An 18,071-nucleotide genomic window follows, 5' to 3' on the forward strand; every position below is an offset into this window, starting at 1 on the left:
ATACAAAAAAGTTCAGACACCCACGTTCGGTACGCGCACCTGCCCTTCCATGATGATCCGCGCACTGCGGCTCATGATGGCCTTGGTGACCGTCCACTGGCCATTGACCTGTCGGGCCTGGGCGCCCACGCGCAGCGTACCCGAGGGGTGACCAAAGCGCACGGCCTCGCGTTCGCCACCGCCTGCAGCCTGGTTGACGAGGGTGCCGGGGATGGCTGCGGCCGTGCCGATGGCCACTGCGCACGTGCCCATCATGGCGTGGTGGAGCTTGCCCATCGAGAGCGCGCGCACCAGCAAGTCCACGTCGCCTGCTTCGATGGTCTTGCCGCTGGAGGCGGTGTAGGTGGTGGGGGGGGCCACGAAGGCGATCTTCGGCGTGTGTTGCCGGGTGGCGGCTTCTTCGGGCGTCTTGATCAGGCCCATGCGCAGTGCGCCGGCCACGCGGATGGCTTCGAAGCGCTTGAGGGCTTCCGGATCGCTGTTGATCTGCTCGCGCAGCTCGGTGCCGGTGTAGCCGATGTCCGCGGCATTGACGAACACGGTGGGAATGCCGGCCGTGATCATGGTGGCCTTCAAGGTGCCCCCCTTGACCACGGACTCGGGCACCTCCAGGTCATCGACCAGGTTGCCCGTCGGGAACATCGAGCCACCTTCATCGCCGTCGTCAGACGGGTCCATGAACTCGAGCACGATCTCGGCTGCGGGGAAGGTGACACCGTCGAGCTCGAAGTCGCCGGTTTCCTGGACCTGGCCGTGGGAGACGGGTACGTGCGCGATGATGGTCTTGCCGATGTTGGCCTGCCAGATGCGGACCACGGCGACGCCGCCTTCGGGGCCTTGCGGGATGCGGGCAGGGTCCACCAGGCCCGCGTGGATGGCGAAGGCGCCGGCGGCGGTGGAGAGGTTGCCGCAGTTGCCCGACCAGTCGACAAAGGGCTTGTCGATCGAGACCTGACCGTAGAGGTAGTCCACGTCGTGGTCCGGCACGCTGGACTTGGACAGGATCACACACTTGCTGGTGCTGGACGTGGCGCCGCCCATGCCGTCGATGTGGGCGGCGTAGGGGTCAGGGCTGCCGATGACGCGCAGGAACAGCTTGTCGCGTGCTTCACCGGGCTGCTGGCAACTGGCCGGCAGGTCTTGCAGGCGGAAGAACACGCCCTTGCTGGTGCCGCCACGCATGTAGGTGGCGGGGATCTTGACTTGGGCGGGGTGAGGCATTCAGCACTCCTTCAGTTCACATGATGCCGGAGCGCGCAAATCCCTGCACAGCTCCAGCTTGATCCAGCGGACGCCACGGAGCTGGCTTTGCCAGTCCGTAGGCGTCGCCCCCTTGAAGGGGAGCGCCAAAGGCGCTCGGGGGGTCACTTGTTTGCGGCCAGGAAGTCCTGCGCAAAACGCTGCAGCACCCCACCGGCTTCGTACACCGACACCTCTTCGGCCGTGTCCAGGCGGCTGGTCACCGTCACGCGCTCAACCTGGCCGCTCTTGCGGTGGATCACCAGGGTCAAATCGGCGCGGGGCTTCAGGTCGCCTTCCACGTCGAAGGTCTCGGTGCCGTCCAGGCCCAGGGTCAGGCGGGTGGTGCCCGGCTTGAACTCCAGCGGCAGCACGCCCATGCCGATCAGGTTGGTGCGGTGGATGCGCTCGAAGCCTTCGGCCACAACCGTTTCCACGCCGGCCAGTCGCACGCCCTTGGCGGCCCAGTCACGCGACGAACCCTGACCGTAGTCGGCGCCCGCGATGATGATCAGCGGCTGGCGGCGGTTCAGGTAGGTTTCCATGGCTTCCCACATGCGCATGACCTGGCCTTCGGGCTCCACACGGGCCCACGAGCCGACCTTGATCGAGCCGTCTTCCTTGCGCACCATTTCGTTCTTCAGCGTGGGGTTCGCGAAGGTGGCGCGCATGGCGGTCAGGTGGTCGCCGCGGTGGGTGGCGTAGGAGTTGTAGTCCTCTTCCGGCAGGCCCATCTTGTGCAGGTACTCGCCCGCCGCCGAGTTCGGCAGGATGGCGTTCGACGGCGACAGGTGGTCGGTCGTGATGTTGTCCGGCAGGATGGCCAGCGGGCGCATGCCCTTGAGCGTGCGCGGGTTGGCCGCCAGGGCGCCGACGCCTTCGGTGTCCCAGTAGGGCGGGCGGCGGATGTAGGTCGACATCGGGCGCCAGTCGTACTGCGGGCTGACCTTCTCGCCCTTGTCGGCCTGGATGGCGAACATGGGCTCGTACACGGCACGGTACTGCTCGGGCTTGACGGCGGCCTTGACCACCGCGTCGATCTCTTCATCCGACGGCCAGATGTCCTTCAGGCGGATTTCCTTGCCGTTGACCACCGTCAGCACGTCGTTTTCGATGTCGAAGCGCACGGTGCCGGCGATCGCGTAAGCCACCACCAGCGGGGGCGAGGCCAGGAAGGCCTGCTTGGCATACGGGTGGATGCGACCGTCGAAGTTGCGGTTGCCCGAAAGGACAGCGGTGGCGTAGAGGTCGCGGTCGATGATCTCCTGCTGGATCTTCGGATCGAGCGCGCCCGACATGCCGTTGCAGGTCGTGCAGGCGAAGGCCACGATGCCAAAGCCCAGCTTTTCCAGATCGCCCAGCAGGTTGGCTTCCTTCAGGTACAGCTCCACCGCCTTCGAGCCAGGTGCCAGCGACGACTTCACCCAGGGCTTGCGGGTCAGGCCCAGCTTGTTGGCGTTGCGGGCCAGCAGGGCGGCCGCGATCACGTTACGCGGGTTCGACGTGTTGGTGCACGAGGTGATGGCGGCGATGATCACGGCGCCATCGGGCATCGTGCCTTCTTCAGCCTTGGGCATGGCCCATTGGCCGGCGATGCCCTTGACGGCCAGGTCGGTCGTGGCCACGCGGGCGTGCGGGTTCGACGGGCCGGCCATGTTGCGCACCACGCTCGACAGATCGAACTCCAGGTTGCGCTCGTACACGGCGTTCTTCAGGCTGTCGGACCACAGACCGGCGGTCTTGGCATAGGTCTCGACCAGCTTCACTTGTTCAGCGCTGCGACCGGTCAGGGTCAGGTAGTCCAGCGTCTGTTCGTCGATGCTGAACATCGCGGCGGTGGCACCGTATTCGGGGGCCATGTTCGAGATGGTGGCGCGGTCGCCAATGGTCAGCTTCGACGCACCTTCGCCGTAGAACTCGAGGTAAGCGCCCACCACCTTGTTCTTGCGCAGGAACTCGGTCAGGGCCAGCACCACGTCGGTGGCGGTGATGCCAGGTTGACGTTGGCCAGTCAGCTTCACGCCCACGATCTCAGGCAGGCGCATCCACGAGGCGCGGCCCAGCATCACGTTCTCGGCTTCCAGGCCACCCACGCCGATGGCGATCACGCCCAGGGCATCGACGTGCGGGGTGTGCGAGTCGGTGCCCACGCAGGTGTCGGGGTAGGCCACGCCGTTGTCGGCGTGGATCACCGGCGACATCTTCTCCAGGTTGATCTGGTGCATGATGCCGTTGCCCGCGGGGATCACGTCCACGTTGGCGAAGGCCTTCTTCGTCCACTCGATGAAGTGGAAGCGGTCTTCGTTGCGGCGCTCTTCAATCTCGCGGTTCTTCTGGAAGGCTTGCGGGTCAAAGCCACCGCACTCCACGGCCAGCGAGTGGTCCACGATCAGCTGCACGGGCACCACGGGGTTCACCTTGGCGGGGTCGCCGCCTTCCTTGGCGATGGCGTCACGCAGGCCGGCCAGGTCCACCAAGGCGGTCTGGCCCAGGATGTCGTGGCAGGCCACGCGGGCCGGGAACCAGGGGAAGTCGAGGTCGCGCTTGCGCTCGATGATCTGCTTCAAGCAATCGGTGACGATGGCCGGGTCGGCCTTGCGCACGATGTTTTCGGCGTGCACGCGGGCGGTGTAGGGCAGGGTGGCCCAGGCGCCGGGCTGGATGGCTTCAACCGCGGCTTGCGTGTCGAAGTAGTCCAGCGATGTGCCGGGCAGGGGCTTGCGGTAAGCCGTGTTGATGGAGGTGTTGCTGTTGCTCATGGCCGTGGGGGAGCTCAAAGGTGAAAGGGCGCCAGTGGCGCCCTCCGTGCTGAATTACTTGCGGTCCTTCAGCGGTACGAAGACCTGGTCTTCGGGGCCGGTGTAGTTGGCGCTTGGGCGGATGATCTTGCCGTCGATGCGTTGCTCGATCACGTGGGCCGACCAGCCGCTGGTGCGGGCGATCACGAACAGCGGCGTGAACATGTCGGTGGGCACGCCCATCATGTGGTAGCTCACGGCGCTGAACCAGTCGAGGTTGGGGAACATCTTCTTGATTTCCCACATCACCGATTCGAGACGCTCGGCGATGTCGTACATCTTCATGTTGCCCTGTTCCTTGGACAGGTCTTCGGCCACCTTCTTGATGACCACGTTGCGCGGGTCGCTCACGGTGTAGACGGGGTGACCGAAACCGATCACGACTTCCTTGCGCTCCACGCGGGCGCGGATGTCGGCCTCGGCTTCATCGGGGTTGTCGTAGCGCTTCTGGATCTCGAAGGCGACTTCGTTGGCGCCGCCGTGCTTGGGGCCGCGCAGGGCGCCGATGCCGCCGCAGATGGCCGAGTACATGTCCGAGCCCGTGCCGGCCACCACGCGCGAGGTGAAGGTCGAGGCGTTGAACTCGTGCTCTGCGTACAGGATCAGGCTGGTGTGCATGGCGCGCACCCAGCTGTCGCGCGGCTTCTCGCCGTGCAGCAGGTGCAGGAAGTGGCCGCCGATCGAGTCGTCGTCGGTTTCCACCTCGATGCGCTTGCCGTTGTAGGCGTAGTGGTACCAGTACAGCAGCATCGAGCCCAGGCAGGCCATCAGCTTGTCGGCGATGTCGCGGGCGCCGGGGTGGTTGTGGTCTTCCTTCTCGGGCTTGACGCAACCGAGCACCGACACGCCGGTGCGCATCACGTCCATGGGGTGGGCTGATGGAGGCAGTTGCTCCAGGGCGACCTTGACGGCGGCCGGCAGGCCGCGCAGCGACTTCAGCTTGGCCTTGTAGCCAGCCAGTTCGGCCACGTTGGGCAGCTTGCCGTGCACCAGCAGGTGGGCGATCTCTTCGAATTCGCAGGTGGTGGCGACATCGAGGATGTCATAGCCACGGTAGTGCAGGTCGTTGCCGCTGCGGCCCACGGTACACAGGGCGGTGTTGCCGGCCGCCGTGCCCGACAGGGCGACGGACTTCTTGGGCTTGAAACCGGGGGTGGTTGTCTCAGGGGTAGCGCTCATGGGGTGTGTCTCCAGATGAGGTGAGGCAGCGGAAATTACTTTTTGGCGGCGAACAGGGCGTCGAGCTTGCCCTCGAAGGCGTGGTAGCCGATGCGGTCGTACAACTCTTCGCGGGTCTGCATGATGTCGACCACATTGCGCTGGTGGCCATCACGGCGCACGGCGGTGTACACGGTCTCGGCGGCCTTGTTCATGGCGCGGAAGGCGCTCAGCGGGTAGAGCACCATGCCCACGCCGGTGGGCGCCAGATCTTCCACGCTGAACAGCGGTGTCTTGCCGAACTCGGTGATGTTGGCCAGCACGGGCACCTTCACGGCGTCGACAAACTTCTTGTAGGTGTCGAGGTCGTAAGCGGCCTCAGCAAAGATGCCGTCGGCACCGGCTTCCACGCATTGGATGGCGCGTTCAATCGCGGCATCCACGCCGTGGACCTGGATGGCGTCGGTGCGGGCGATCAGGAAGAAGTCCTTGTCCGTTTTGGCGTCTGCGGCTGCCTTGACGCGGTCGACCATTTCTTCGGTCGACACGATTTCTTTGCCGGGGCGATGACCGCAGCGCTTGGCGCCCACCTGGTCTTCGATGTGGCACGCGGCGGCGCCAGCCTTGATCAGGCTCTTGATGGTGCGCTCGATGTTGAACGCGCTGGGCCCGAAGCCGGTGTCGATGTCGACCAGCAGCGGCAGGTCGCACACGTCGGTGATGCGGCGCGTGTCGATCAGCACGTCTTCCATCGTGTTGATGCCCAGATCAGGCAGGCCCAGCGAGCCCGCGGCCACGCCGCCACCCGACAGGTAGATGGCCTTGAAGCCGGCGCGTTTGGCGAGCAGGGCGTGATTGGCGTTGATGGCGCCGATGACCTGCAGCGGGGATTCTTCCTGAAGCGCCTGGCGGAAACGGGCGCCGGGGGAGTTGAGGGCCATGTCGTGTCTCCTGTGGAGGGCGTGAGCGATGCCACTGTGAACGCAACGGGTATGCCAGTGCGGGCGACATGGTGCCATGGGCGACGTGCTCGCGCCATAAGTGCCTGTCACTGCTTGCAAAAAAGCGAAGCGCCCTGGCCTTGCGTCGGGTCGACGGTCTGTGATGCGTTTCGATTATGAAACGGCGCTACACTTGAGCGAAACAAGTCGTGCAACATTGAAACGCTCCCCGCATGCCGCCTGCCGTGTCAGATCCTGATGCCCGCCCTCGCATCGTTGCGGTCGGCTTCAAGCGCATCAATCAGATGCTGCAGGCGCTGGCGCCTGCGTTTGCGGATCGGGCGTCGATCGAGGTGCTGGATGTGGGCTTCGAGCAGGCTGTTGCGCAGGTGAGGGCACGTCAGGCCGCCCAGGCCGTCGACGTCGTTGTGGCGGCCGGCTCGAACGGTGGCTACTTGCGCCAGCATCTGGAGTTGCCCGTGGTGCTGGTCAAGGTCGGCGGATTTGATCTGCTGCAGGCGCTCGCGCGGGCGCGGCGCGTGTCCAGCCACATCGGGCTGGTGACCTGGCAGGGGGCGCCCATGGATCTGTCGGCGCTCGCCGCCCTGTCCGACCTGACCGTGGCCGAGCGCAGCTACGCCACTGAAGACGAAGCGCGGGCTTGCGTGGCCGAGTTGCGGCAGGCGGGTGTGCAGGCCGTGGTGGGCCCTGGCCTCGTGGCCGATCTGGCCGATCAGATGGGGCTGACCGGCATCTTTCTCTACTCGACCGACGCGGTGCGCGAGGCCTTGCACGACGCGGTCGAGGTGGCGCGCGCGGCCCGCATCGAACAAGCCAAGCGCGAGCGGCTCAACACCATCCTGGACCAGCTCAGCGACGGGGTCATTGCCGTGGACCGCACCGAGCGCATCCAGACGCTCAACCCAACGATGGCTCATTGGCTGGGTGTGCGCCCCGAGGCCTGGTTGGGCCGCGCCTTGACCGAGGTCTGCCCCGAGCTGAGCCTGCGCGACACGCTGCGCCTGGGGCTGCCCGATGTCGAACGCATCGAGCGTGTGGGCGGCAAGACCCTGATCGTCAACCGTCTGCCCATTGTCGAGCAGGGGGCTCTGACCGGTGCCGTGCTGACTTGTCAGGACCCGGTCTCGATCCAGCGGGTCGACCGCCACATTCGCTCGCGCAGCAAGTCACCGGCGGCCGCGCGTCGTCAGGCCCTGGCGCAACTGCTGGGCCGCAGCCCGGCGATGGAGTTGGTGCGCCGCATGGCCGCCAGCGCGGCGCGCAGCCAGTCCACGGTGCTGCTGATCGGCGAGAGCGGCACGGGCAAGGAGTTGATCGCCCAGGGCATTCATGCGGCCAGCGAGCGCAGCGACATGCCGTTCGTGGCAGTCAACTGCGCGGCCGTGGCTGAAAGCCTGCTGGAAAGCGAGCTGTTCGGCTACGAGGAGGGCGCCTTTACCGGTGCGCGGCGCGGTGGCAAGGCCGGCCTGTTCGAGGCGGCTCACAACGGCACGCTCTTTCTGGACGAGGTGGGCGACATGCCGCCGTCCTTGCAGGCGCGGCTGCTGCGCGTGTTGCAGGAGCGCGAGGTATTGCGTGTGGGGGCGACCGAGCCGACGCCTGTCAACGTGCGCGTGATCGCGGCCACCCACCGCGATCTGCAGGCCTTGGTGGCGGAAGGGCGATTTCGCCTCGATCTGTTCTATCGCCTCAACATCCTGCGCGTGGATGTGCCGCCGCTGCGCGCCCGCGAGCAGGATGTGCCGCTGTTGGCCGAGGCGCTGCACGCACACCTGTGTCGGCGCATCGGCGTCGAGCCAGCGCGCACACGGCCGTGGGTGCATGCGCTGGTGGCGGCGGCGGAGGGCTACGCGTGGCCGGGCAATGTGCGCGAGCTGGAAAACCTGCTGGAGCGGGTGCTGGCTTATGCGGATGACGAGCCGGGTGATGCGCCCCGCGTGGCCCCGCTGCAGGAGCGGTTGCGGGCCCTCGCGCCCGAGCTGTTCGCCGCCCGGGAAGGGGGCGCGTTACGCCGCCCGGATGTCACGGTGGCGCCCGACCTGCACACCCAGCAGGAGGCCGCCAGCCTGCGCGCCATCCGCGAGGCGCTGGCGGCGTGCGGCGGTGACCGCCAGGAGGCCGCGCGCCGCCTGGGCATCAGCCGGACCACGCTGTGGCGCCGTTTGAAGCAGGGCAGCATCTGAGGCCCCGCGCAGGCTGGCGAATCGGTGTCAGAAGGGGCCGGGCAGGAACTTCAGTCCCAGCAGGATGACCGAGGTCACGGCATTGAAGGTCACGCCCAGAATGGCCTGGACATACAGCACGGCAGACAAAGCCTGTGCGCCCAGTCCGTGCTCCACGAGCACCCCCACCAGAAAGCTGCAGACCGTGAGCACGGCCCAGCGCCGCAGGTAAGTCGGCAGCCATCGCGCCTGCTGCTGGTTGTGGCGCCAGGCGGCGGCACGCTCGAACAGGCCGGGGCGGTTCACATCGTGAAACAGCCAGCCAAAAAACCAGTAGCGGTACAGCAGTTGCCGCAGCCGCAGCGGGGGTGGTCCGGGCGTGTGTGCGTGCAGCAGGTGGGTCATGCGCAGCCCTCCGTGTTCAGGGATCCATCTTGCCAAGGTGGCGCCGCCATGAAAACCGCAATCTCCGGTGTTTGCGTGGCGTTTCACCGCGGCTAGCGCCCCATGCTGGGGCATGGCGCGTGCCCGGCCCTTCGCCTACACTGCGCGCCAGCCCCCCCGTTCGCTTGCAGCATGCCCTCGTCTGACGTCAAGGTGTTGTCGGTCATCCCGCCGATGACCCAGCTCAACACCCCTTACCCCTCGACTGCCTACCTCACCGGCTTCCTGCGCAGCCAGGGCGTGGCGGCCGTCCAGGAAGACCTGGCGCTGCAGCTGGTGCTGCGCCTGCTCAGTCAGGCCGGCCTGGCCGACGTGCGCGCCGCCATCGACCGGCAGGGCGCGCAGGCCGTGTCCGAGCCCGTGGCCAGCTTTGTCTCCCAGTTCGACGCGTACGCGGCCACCATCGATGCCGTCATCGGCTTTCTGCAAGGTCGCGACCCCACGCTGGCGCATCGCATCAACACCCGCCGCTTCCTGCCCGAGGGGCCGCGCTTCCGCTCGCTCGACGTCTATGTCGACGACGAGGGCGGCGACCCGCTGGCGTGGGCCTTTGGCGCGCTCGGCCTGCAGGACCGTGCCCGGCATCTGGCCACGCTCTACCTCAACGATCTGGCTGATGTGCTGCGCGATGCCATCGACCCGCGCTTCGAGTTCGTGCGTTACGCGGAATCGCTGGCGCAAAGCCAGCCCACCTTCGATCCGCTGGCCGAAGCGCTGGCTGCCCCGACCAACCTGGTGGATGACACGCTGCAGGCGCTCACGCTGGATGCCGTGGCGCGCCACGCGCCCGGCCTGGTGGTGGTTTCCGTGCCCTTTCCGGGCGCGGTGTATGCCGCCTTTCGCATTGCCCAGGCCATCCGCCGCGCGCATCCCGGCCTGCCGATCGCGCTGGGTGGTGGCTTCGTCAACACCGAGCTGCGCGAGCTGGCCGAGCCGCGGGTGTTCGATTACTTTGATTTCGTCTGCCTCGACGCGGGTGAGCGCCCGCTGCTGAGCCTGCTGGCCCACCTGCGCGGTGAGCGGGCCCGTGATCGGCTGGTGCGCACCTTTGTGCGCGACGAGGCCGGCCGCGTGCGTTTCATCAACTGGCCCGAGCCCGATGTGCCTTTCGGTGAGTGGGGCACACCGACGTGGGACGGCCTGCCGCTGGGGCAGTATCTGTCCCTGCTGGACATGCTCAACCCGATGAACCGGCTGTGGTCGGACGGGCGGTGGAACAAGCTGACCGTGGCGCACGGCTGCTATTGGAAGAAGTGCAGCTTCTGCGACGTCAGCCTGGACTACATCTCACGCTACGGGACGACCACGGCCGAGGGGCTGGTCGACCGCATCGAGGCCATCGTGCGCGAGACGGGGCAGACCGGCTTTCACTTTGTCGACGAGGCCGCGCCGCCCAAGATGCTGCGCGCGCTCGCCCAAGAGCTCATCCGACGCAAGGTCGGCATCTCCTGGTGGGGCAATGTGCGTTTCGAGAAGTCCTTCACCCCCGAGCTGTGCGAGCTATTGGCCGACAGCGGCTGCGTGGCCATCTCGGGTGGGCTGGAGGTGGCCTCCGACCGCCTGCTGCAGCTGATGAAGAAGGGCGTCTCGGTCGAACAGGTGGCGCGTGTGACCAAGGCGTTTGCCGATGCCGGCATCCTGGTGCATGCTTACCTCATGTACGGCTTCCCCACCCAGACGGTGCAGGACACCGTGGATGCCCTGGAATACGTGCGCCAGCTGTTCGCCAACGGCTGCATCCATTCCGGTTTCTTCCACCGCTTCGCCTGCACCGTCCACTCTCCCGTCGGCCAGGATCCCCAGGCCTATGGCGTCACGCTCATCGACCTGCCACCGGTGACGTTTGCCAAGAACGACATTGGCTTCATCGATCCCACAGGTGTGGACCACGACCGGCTTGGCAAGGCGCTCAAGAAGGCCATCTACAACTACATGCACGGCATCGGACTGGATCAGGACGTGCGCAGCTGGTTCAGCATGAAGGTGCCCCGCCCGACGGTGCCGCGGCACGTCATCGAGCGGGCCCTGTTGTGAAGCGCGCCCGCGCCCTGGTCAACGCGCTGCTGGTGGTCACGCCGGCGCTCTTGGCGGGTTGCGCCACGTCGGCACTCGAAGTGCCCCATGCCCGACCTGTCGAGCGGGCGCTGTCGCCGCAGCCCGACGTCGCGTTGGGGCGCTGGGTGGCCGAGCACGTCCAGCCCGGGCGCGACGGCCTGTCCGGCGCCTATCCCGTTGCCACGGGGCAGGAGGCGCTGGCCTTGCGACTCGCCATGATCCATCGGGCCGAGCGCAGCCTGGATCTCCAGTACTACATCTGGCGACCTGACGCCAGCGGCCGCCTGTTGCTCGATGCCCTTGCGCAGGCGGCATGCAGGGGTGTGCGCGTGCGGCTGTTGCTGGACGATTGGGGTACGCGCCCCCCTGATGCGGAGCTGGCGCGTTTGCAAGCGCTGCCTCACTTTCATGTGCGGTTGTTCAACCCGTTGCCCGTGCGTGTCTGGCGCGGTCTGGGCATGCTGCTGCAGCCGGATCTCGGTCACCGCCGCATGCACAACAAGCTCGTGCTGGCCGACGGTCACGTGGCGCTGGTCGGTGGGCGCAATGTGGGCGACGAGTATTTCGATCGCCTTGCCGATCTGGCATTCAGTGACCTGGACATGCTCGTGGCCGGTGCGGTGACCCCCGCCTTGGCCGACAGCTTCGATGCCTACTGGAACAGCCCGCATGCCGTGGCCTTGCGGGCCGATGACACCGTGTCCCCTGCGGCCAACTGCGCGGTGCTGCGTACGGCGCCGGAGCAGGGGCATCTGCCAGCCAGGCTACGCCGCGTGCCCGTGCAATCGCTGGCCGATCCCCCCGACAAGATCGACCTGGCCCCCGGGACCCATCCTCACAGCATTGGGGCGCGGCTGTCTGAGGCCCTCGGCGGGGTGGCGCACGACCTCGTGCTCATCTCCCCGTACTTCGTGCCGGGAGAGGAGGGGGTGGCGCAGATCCAGGCGCTGACAGCGGCTGGTGTGCGCGTGCGCATTGTGACCAACTCGCTGGCGGCCACCGATGTGCCGATCGTCCATGCCGGCTATGCGCGCTATCGCGAAGCCCTGTTGGCATCAGGCGCTGAACTCTACGAAACGCGGGCAGACTCACCACGGCGCCGTGTCGCGCAGTCGGTAGGGGGCTCCTCACGCGTGAGCCTGCACGCCAAGGCCATGATTGTTGATGGCCGCAGGCTTTACGTGGGGTCCATGAATCTGGACCCGCGCTCGCTGCACATCAACACTGAAAACGGCGTGTTGCTCGATGACCCTGGGCTTGCCGGTCGACTGGTGCAGGATCTGGAGCGGGCTCAGGCCGATCGGCTCTATCGCCTGAGCTTGACCGATGGTCAGTTGTCCTGGCATGCGGCAGACGGTCGGATCGCGGCCACCAGTGAGCCAGACGTGTCCTGGTGGCAACGCCTGAAACTCAGGCTGCTGTCACTGTTTGCCGTCGAGCGCCTGCTCTGATCGCCATGGGCATCAACCGAACCAGGTGCCCACGATGTCGCCAGGCAGCGGTTGGCCGGTCAGCCAGGCCCGCTCGAGTACGTGCCAATGCAGCCGGTAGCTGGCCCGGTCGTGCAGGACGCCATGGTGGGCGATCGGCCCCCAGTTGGCGGCCTGGGCCGCCTCCAGGATCTCGATGGCATCATCCACCTCGGCCGTCACCGGGGCGAACGCCTCAATGATCACCGGGATCTGCTCGGGGTGGATGCTCCACATCCGCATGTAGCCCAATTCGCCCGCTGCACGCTCGGCGGCCTTGCCGAGGGCGCGCAAATCCTTGAACTCTGTCACGACGCAGTGAGAGGGGACGACGCCGGCGGCATGGCAGGCCGCGGCAATCTCGAGCTTGGCGCGTACCACCAGTGGATGGCTGAATTGCCCATGGACCGTCATGGCCGAGGCTGGAATGGCGCCACGGTGGTCGGACACGAAGTCCATCAGCCCGAAGGACAGCGACTCGACGCCTGGCAGGCGGGCGATGTCGTGAACCTGCTGCAGCGCGCGGTGGGTCTCGATCAGCCCGTGAACGGGGATCTCGCGCGTCACCCCGTGGCGCTGACGGGCAGCCTCGATCACCTCAAGCGCCAGCCGGGCCTCGGCCAGATCTTGCAGCTTGGGCACCATGATGAATGCCAGCTGCGCGCCCGCTTTGGCAATCAGCGAGTCCACGTCGCACTCGAAGGCTTCCTGACAGGGAGCGTGTACGCGCACCCCGACCCGCTGGTGCAGGTTGTTGGGGCCGTGAAGCAATTCACACACCAGTGCGAGCTGCTCTGCTTCGTTGCCCAGTTCGGCCCCGTCTTCGAGGTCCAGCGTCACGTCGAACAGCACCCGGCCGGCTGCCTGAGCCATGTCGGCTTGCAGGGCCAGGCTCTTGCGCATCCGTGCTTCGGTGCCGGCGTAATGGTCGCATACCGGCAGCAACCGATGCTCCGCCTCGTGCGCGGCATACAAGGCTTGGCGGGGGTGAGTGGGCGGCAGATCGGACATGGCGGCGCGGGGTTGCTGGCTGCGATCAGTATGCCAGTGCGGCAATTGTGCTTACCCGCTTGGGTATGCTGCCTCAATTTGTTGGGCGATCTGCCGATGCACAAGCAGTGACTTAGAGGACTTGCCCATGCAACTGAATCAATTCTCTCTCAAGGCCCGGCTCGCTGTTGGCTTCAGCCTGGTTCTTTTGCTCACCGTCCTCATTGCTGGTGTGGCCTGGAATCGACTCGCGACCACGCGTGTCGCGGCGGATGCCGCAGCCGAGGCGTCCGCACGTGCGCTGGATGCCGAGCGTTGGCAGGGCCTCACCCGCCTGAACGCCGCTCGCACGCTGGCCATCGCCAAATCCGGTGGAAGCGACCGTGTCAAGGAGCATTTCGATCCATTGATCAAGTTGACAAGCGCCGAGATTTCTGCCTTGCAGAAGGTGTTCGAGGCGGCCATCCTCGACGAAACAGATCGCGCCTTGTTCGATGACATCGCTGCCAAACGCAAAGCGTATGTGAGCTCACGTGACGCCATCTTCGGTCTTCTGGAGATTGAGGATCCCGGTGCGGAGGAGGCGCTCAACAGCCAGTTGCTGCCGGCCGCCGAGCAGTATCTTGCTGCCATTGACACCTTGGGAAAGTACGAGCGCGAACAGGCTGCCACGCTGGTTGCCCAGGCTGATGAGGCTTCAACACAGGCGCAATGGGTGCTTTCGGTCCTCGCCGTAGTCTGCGTGGTTCTGGGTGCCGGCACAGCGTGGGTCATCGCGCGTTCCGTTCTCCGGCCGCTGGAGCAGGTGGTCGTGGTGGCCCGGCGCATTGCCGAAGGCGACCTGACCGCATCCATCCCTGTGGCGGGTCGCGACGAACTGTCGCACACCCTGCGCGCCCTGGCGGACATGCAGTCCTCTCTGCAACGCGTGGTGGGCGATGTCCGAGCGGCGACCGAGTCCATCAGTGTGGCCAGCGGCGAAGTGGCCGCCGGCAGCCACGACTTGTCTGGGCGCACCGAACAGGCCGCGGCCAATCTGCAGCAGACCGCCTCGTCCATGGAGCATATCTCTACCTCCGTCCGGCATTCCTCAGACTCGGCGCGCACCGCCAACCAGCTTGCTTCCGGTGCCGCGTCGGCCGCGTCGGAGGGCGGCGAGGTCGTCTCTCGTGTGGTCCACACCATGGAGTCGATTGCCGAGAGCTCGCGCCGCATCGCCGACATCATCAGCGTGATCGACGGCATCGCCTTCCAGACCAACATCTTGGCGCTCAATGCCGCGGTGGAAGCCGCCCGCGCGGGCGAACAGGGCCGCGGCTTTGCCGTCGTGGCAGGCGAGGTTCGGGCGTTGGCTCACCGGGTCACCGAAGCGGCCAAGGAGGTCAAATCGTTGATCGGTGCTTCAGTCGAACAGGTGGGGGCAGGCTCCACGCTGGTGCAGGAGGCTGGCGCGTCGATGTCGCACATCGTGGATGCGGTTCAGCGCGTGTCCGACGTGATCGGCGAGATCAGCGCGGCGGCCTCCGAGCAGGCCGACGGCGTCATGCAGGTCAACACCGCCGTGACCCAGCTCGATCAGATGACGCAGCAGAATGCCGCCCTGGTCGAAGAGTCTGCCGCCGCAGCCGAGAGCCTGAAAGACCAGGCCGCGCGTCTGGCCCATGTGGTGGCGGTGTTCCGCCTGCCGGCTTGACCCCAGCGCGCTGCGCATGAAAAAAGCCGACCGGTGACGGTCGGCTTTTTCGTGGGCGAACCAAAGGCGGCCTGGGCCGCCCGCCTGCATCACAGCAGGTGCTTGACGCCGTCCTTCTCGCCTTCGAGCTCAGCCAGGGTCTTGTTGATGCACTCTTGCGAGAACGCATCGATCTCCAGGCCTTCGACGATCTTGTACTCGCCACCTTCGCAGGTGACGGGGTAGCCGAACATGACTTCCTTGGGGATGCCGTATTCGCCGTTGGAAGGAATACCCATGGTGACCCACTTGCCGTTGGTGCCCAGGGCCCAGTCGCGCATGTGGTCGATGGCGGCGTTGGCAGCCGAAGCGGCCGACGACAGGCCGCGAGCGGCAATGATGGCGGCGCCACGCTTGCCCACGGTGGGCAGGAACACGTTGGCGTTCCAGTCGTGGTCGTTGATGGTGTCCTTGACCGACTTGCCGTTCACGGTGGCGAAGCGGTAGTCAGCGTACATGGTGGGCGAGTGGTTGCCCCACACGGCCAGCTTCTCGATGTCGCCCACGGCGCAGCCGATCTTGGCGGCGATCTGCGATGCAGCGCGGTTGTGATCCAGGCGCAGCATGGCCGTGAAGTTCTTGGCCGGCAGATCCGGAGCCGACTTCATGGCGATGTAAGCGTTGGTGTTGGCGGGGTTGCCGACCACCAGCACCTTCACGTTGCGCGAGGCCACGGCGTTCAGGGCCTTGCCCTGGGCCGTGAAGATCTGGGCGTTGGCGGCCAGCAGGTCGGCGCGCTCCATGCCGGGGCCACGGGGGCGGGCGCCCACCAGCAGGGCGTAGTCGGTGTCCTTGAAGGCGGTCATCGGGTCGCTGTGGGCTTCGATGCCGGCCAGCAGCGGGAAGGCGCAGTCTTCCAGCTCCATGATCACGCCCTTGAGTGCGTTCTGAGCCTTCTCGTCGGGGATCTCCAGCAGTTGCAGGATCACGGGCTGGTCTTTGCCCAGCATTTCGCCAGAGGCGATGCGGAACAGAAGGGCGTAGCCGATTTGACCAGCGGCGCCAGTGACGGCGACGCGAACGGGTGCTTTGCTCATGTGCAACTCCGAAAAGGGGGTGGTGGGCGGGTTAATGGAAAACCCATAAGTGTAGCGGCGCGCGGGAGTCTACGGCCAGCGACTGCCCCCCGTCAACGGACATATGTCTTATATAAGACATCTTTCAGTGAACCGTTGGACTTCGTGTGCCGAATGTGGTGCAATCACGCCCGAGTCACCGCGCTACCCGCGCCACGACACCGCTTTTCCGACCTACCCGGTCGCCCCATTCCTGTCCTCACGTGCAATCCGCCATGCCTTCTTCCGCTCCCGCTGAGGTGCCGCCTCCGGCCGCCGGGTCGCAGGGCGTCGAGCAGGTTGCCCCGTCGTTCAGTCCGCTTTACCAGCAGATCAAGGCGCTGATCCTGCGCAGCCTGCAGGCAGGCGAATGGCGCCCCGGCGAGGCGATTCCCAGCGAGCTTGAGCTGGCTGCACGGTTCAAGGTCAGTCAGGGCACCGTGCGCAAAGCCGTCGACGAACTGGCTGCCGACAACCTCCTCGTTCGCCGCCAGGGCAAGGGAACCTTCGTGGCCACGCACCACGAGGAGCAGATTCAATACCGCTTTCTCCGCCTTGAGCCGGACCACGCCGACGCGTTGGGTGGCGGCGCGAACCGGACCTTCCTCGATTGCCGCCGCCTGCGTGCGCCTGCCGATGTGGCCCGCGCCCTGCAAATGAAGCAAGGCGAGATGGTCGTCGAGGTGCGCCGCGTCTTGCATTTCTCCGGCCAACCTGTTGTGCTTGACGACATCTGGTTGCCGGGCCACCTTTTCAAAGGCCTGACGGCGGAGCGGCTGAGCCAATACCGCGGTCCGATGTATGCGCTGTTCGAGTCCGAGTTCGGCGTGCGCATGATCCGGGCCGAAGAAAAACTGCGTGCCGTGCTGGCCGATGACGACGTCGCTCGCCTGCTGGAGGTTGCCCCAGGGGCGCCGCTGCTCAGCGTCGAGCGGCTGGCCTACACCTATGGTGACCAGCCCGTGGAGTTGCGCAAAGGACTTTATCGAACCGACCGTCACCACTATCGCAATGAACTGAACTGATCCGGTCGGATTCCTCGGATCGACCGCCCTGCTTGTGTTTGTCCAGTGGATGACCAGAAGAAGGGTGGACACCTCGGGCAGGGGATTGCCCTAAAATCCCGGATTCTCTTGACAGAACTTAACGACGCTCGGCAGGAGCCCCCACAACATGGCTGACAACGCGAAAACCCCACGCCCCGTCTTCCGGAACATTCACGTCACGGACATCGTCACCTATCGCCTGCCACCCGCCGGCATCGTGTCGATCCTGCACCGTATCAGCGGTGCGGTCCTGTTCCTGCTGATGCCCTTCATCATCTGGATGTTCGACACCTCGGTCTCGTCCGAGATCTCGTTCGACACCTTCACGTCGGTGTTCACCGCCGGCTGCATGGACGGTGCCATTCCGGGCTGGTTCTTCAAGCTGATCGCGCTGGGCCTGATCTGGGCTTACCTGCACCACTTCATTGCTGGCGTGCGCCACCTGATCATGGACGCCACCCATTCCGTCAGCAAGCAGCAGGGCCATTCGTCGGCCATCGTCACCCTCGTACTCAGCGTGGTGCTGACCATCGCCCTGGGCGCCAAGCTGTTCGGCCTGTTCTGATTCCCCCGCTTCTCTCCCCCGGAACCACAACCATGTCCCAAAACTACGGAACCAAGCGTGTCGTGACCGGCGCGCACTATGGTCTGCGCGACTGGCTGGCGCAGCGCATCACGGCCGTGCTGATGGCCCTGTACACCGTCGTCCTGTTGATCCAGGTGCTGGTGGCCCCCTCGCTGGACTACTACGGCTGGTCGGCCATCTTCGCCTCGCAATGGATGAAGTTCTTGACCTTCGTGGTCATCGTGGCGCTGCTCTACCACGCGTGGGTGGGCGTGCGCGACATCTGGATGGACTACATCAAGCCCGTCGGCATCCGCCTGGCGCTGCAGGTGTTCACCCTCGTTTGGCTGGTGGGTTGCGCCGGCTGGTCCATCCAAGTGCTGTGGAGACTGTAAA

The 18,071-nt window shown here is 65.9% G+C and carries 14 protein-coding genes; 7 read left to right on the top strand and 7 right to left on the bottom strand.

Annotation, left to right across the window (positions count from 1 at the left end; all coding sequences use genetic code 11):
- Positions 1 to 12: 12 nt before the first annotated feature.
- The 4 genes from prpF to prpB all read right to left on the bottom strand — a co-directional run bounded on the left by prpF (position 13) and on the right by prpB (position 6,136).
- Positions 13 to 1,221, bottom strand: a complete 1,209-nt coding sequence (gene prpF / locus GTZ97_RS13940; RefSeq protein WP_161651259.1) for a 2-methylaconitate cis-trans isomerase PrpF — start codon at positions 1,219 to 1,221, stop codon at positions 13 to 15.
- A gap of 143 nt (positions 1,222 to 1,364) precedes the next feature.
- Positions 1,365 to 3,998 (bottom strand): Fe/S-dependent 2-methylisocitrate dehydratase AcnD, encoded by a 2,634-nt coding sequence (gene acnD / locus GTZ97_RS13945; RefSeq protein ID WP_161651260.1) that lies wholly within the window; start codon positions 3,996 to 3,998, stop codon positions 1,365 to 1,367.
- Positions 3,999 to 4,052: 54 nt separating this feature from the next.
- On the bottom strand, positions 4,053 to 5,216 hold the full coding sequence (gene prpC, locus GTZ97_RS13950) for a bifunctional 2-methylcitrate synthase/citrate synthase (protein WP_161651261.1): 1,164 nt from the start codon (positions 5,214 to 5,216) through the stop codon (positions 4,053 to 4,055).
- Between the two features lie 35 nt (positions 5,217 to 5,251).
- Positions 5,252 to 6,136 carry a methylisocitrate lyase gene (prpB, locus tag GTZ97_RS13955; protein ID WP_161651262.1) on the bottom strand — a complete coding sequence of 295 codons (885 nt, stop codon included), beginning with the start codon at positions 6,134 to 6,136 and terminating at the stop codon, positions 5,252 to 5,254.
- A 233-nt stretch (positions 6,137 to 6,369) separates the two neighbouring features.
- Between prpB and prpR the strand changes: the two genes are divergently transcribed.
- Positions 6,370 to 8,340, top strand: coding sequence for a propionate catabolism operon regulatory protein PrpR (gene prpR, locus GTZ97_RS13960; protein WP_161651263.1), 1,971 nt, complete (start codon positions 6,370 to 6,372; stop codon positions 8,338 to 8,340).
- 27 nt (positions 8,341 to 8,367) lie between these two features.
- Here the strand turns inward: prpR and GTZ97_RS13965 are convergent, their stop codons facing one another.
- Positions 8,368 to 8,724: a hypothetical protein gene (locus GTZ97_RS13965; protein WP_161651264.1), complete on the bottom strand. Its 357-nt coding sequence runs from the start codon at positions 8,722 to 8,724 to the stop codon at positions 8,368 to 8,370.
- 171 nt (positions 8,725 to 8,895) lie between these two features.
- On the opposite strand from GTZ97_RS13965, the gene GTZ97_RS13970 reads away from it, so the two are divergent.
- Positions 8,896 to 10,797, top strand: coding sequence for a B12-binding domain-containing radical SAM protein (locus GTZ97_RS13970; RefSeq protein WP_161651265.1), 1,902 nt, complete (start codon positions 8,896 to 8,898; stop codon positions 10,795 to 10,797).
- Positions 10,794 to 12,269, top strand: a complete 1,476-nt coding sequence (locus GTZ97_RS13975; protein WP_161651266.1) for a phospholipase D family protein — start codon at positions 10,794 to 10,796, stop codon at positions 12,267 to 12,269. Before GTZ97_RS13970 ends, GTZ97_RS13975 begins: the two co-directional genes overlap by 4 nt.
- Positions 12,270 to 12,281: 12 nt before the next feature.
- On the opposite strand, the gene GTZ97_RS13980 is transcribed toward GTZ97_RS13975, so the two are convergent.
- Positions 12,282 to 13,298, bottom strand: coding sequence for an HpcH/HpaI aldolase/citrate lyase family protein (locus tag GTZ97_RS13980; protein WP_161651267.1), 1,017 nt, complete (start codon positions 13,296 to 13,298; stop codon positions 12,282 to 12,284).
- Between the two features lie 127 nt (positions 13,299 to 13,425).
- On the opposite strand from GTZ97_RS13980, the gene GTZ97_RS17025 reads away from it, so the two are divergent.
- Positions 13,426 to 14,970: a methyl-accepting chemotaxis protein gene (locus tag GTZ97_RS17025; protein ID WP_161651268.1), complete on the top strand. Its 1,545-nt coding sequence runs from the start codon at positions 13,426 to 13,428 to the stop codon at positions 14,968 to 14,970.
- A gap of 89 nt (positions 14,971 to 15,059) precedes the next feature.
- Here the strand turns inward: GTZ97_RS17025 and GTZ97_RS13990 are convergent, their stop codons facing one another.
- A complete protein-coding gene (locus tag GTZ97_RS13990) occupies positions 15,060 to 16,046 on the bottom strand; it encodes a malate dehydrogenase (RefSeq protein WP_161651269.1) in 987 nt (328 codons plus the stop codon).
- 254 nt (positions 16,047 to 16,300) lie between these two features.
- Between GTZ97_RS13990 and GTZ97_RS13995 the strand changes: the two genes are divergently transcribed.
- The 3 genes from GTZ97_RS13995 to sdhD all read left to right on the top strand — a co-directional run bounded on the left by GTZ97_RS13995 (position 16,301) and on the right by sdhD (position 18,070).
- Positions 16,301 to 17,089: a GntR family transcriptional regulator gene (locus GTZ97_RS13995; RefSeq protein WP_161651270.1), complete on the top strand. Its 789-nt coding sequence runs from the start codon at positions 16,301 to 16,303 to the stop codon at positions 17,087 to 17,089.
- Between the two features lie 148 nt (positions 17,090 to 17,237).
- Positions 17,238 to 17,675 (top strand): succinate dehydrogenase, cytochrome b556 subunit, encoded by a 438-nt coding sequence (sdhC, locus tag GTZ97_RS14000; RefSeq protein WP_161651271.1) that lies wholly within the window; start codon positions 17,238 to 17,240, stop codon positions 17,673 to 17,675.
- Positions 17,676 to 17,707: 32 nt separating this feature from the next.
- Positions 17,708 to 18,070 carry a succinate dehydrogenase, hydrophobic membrane anchor protein gene (gene sdhD / locus GTZ97_RS14005; protein ID WP_161651272.1) on the top strand — a complete coding sequence of 121 codons (363 nt, stop codon included), beginning with the start codon at positions 17,708 to 17,710 and terminating at the stop codon, positions 18,068 to 18,070.
- Position 18,071: the final 1 nt, after the last annotated feature.

Origin of the sequence: Aquabacterium fontiphilum (assembly GCF_009909205.1) — a bacterium.
In the GTDB taxonomy this organism is placed as follows: domain Bacteria; phylum Pseudomonadota; class Gammaproteobacteria; order Burkholderiales; family Burkholderiaceae_C; genus Aquabacterium; species Aquabacterium fontiphilum.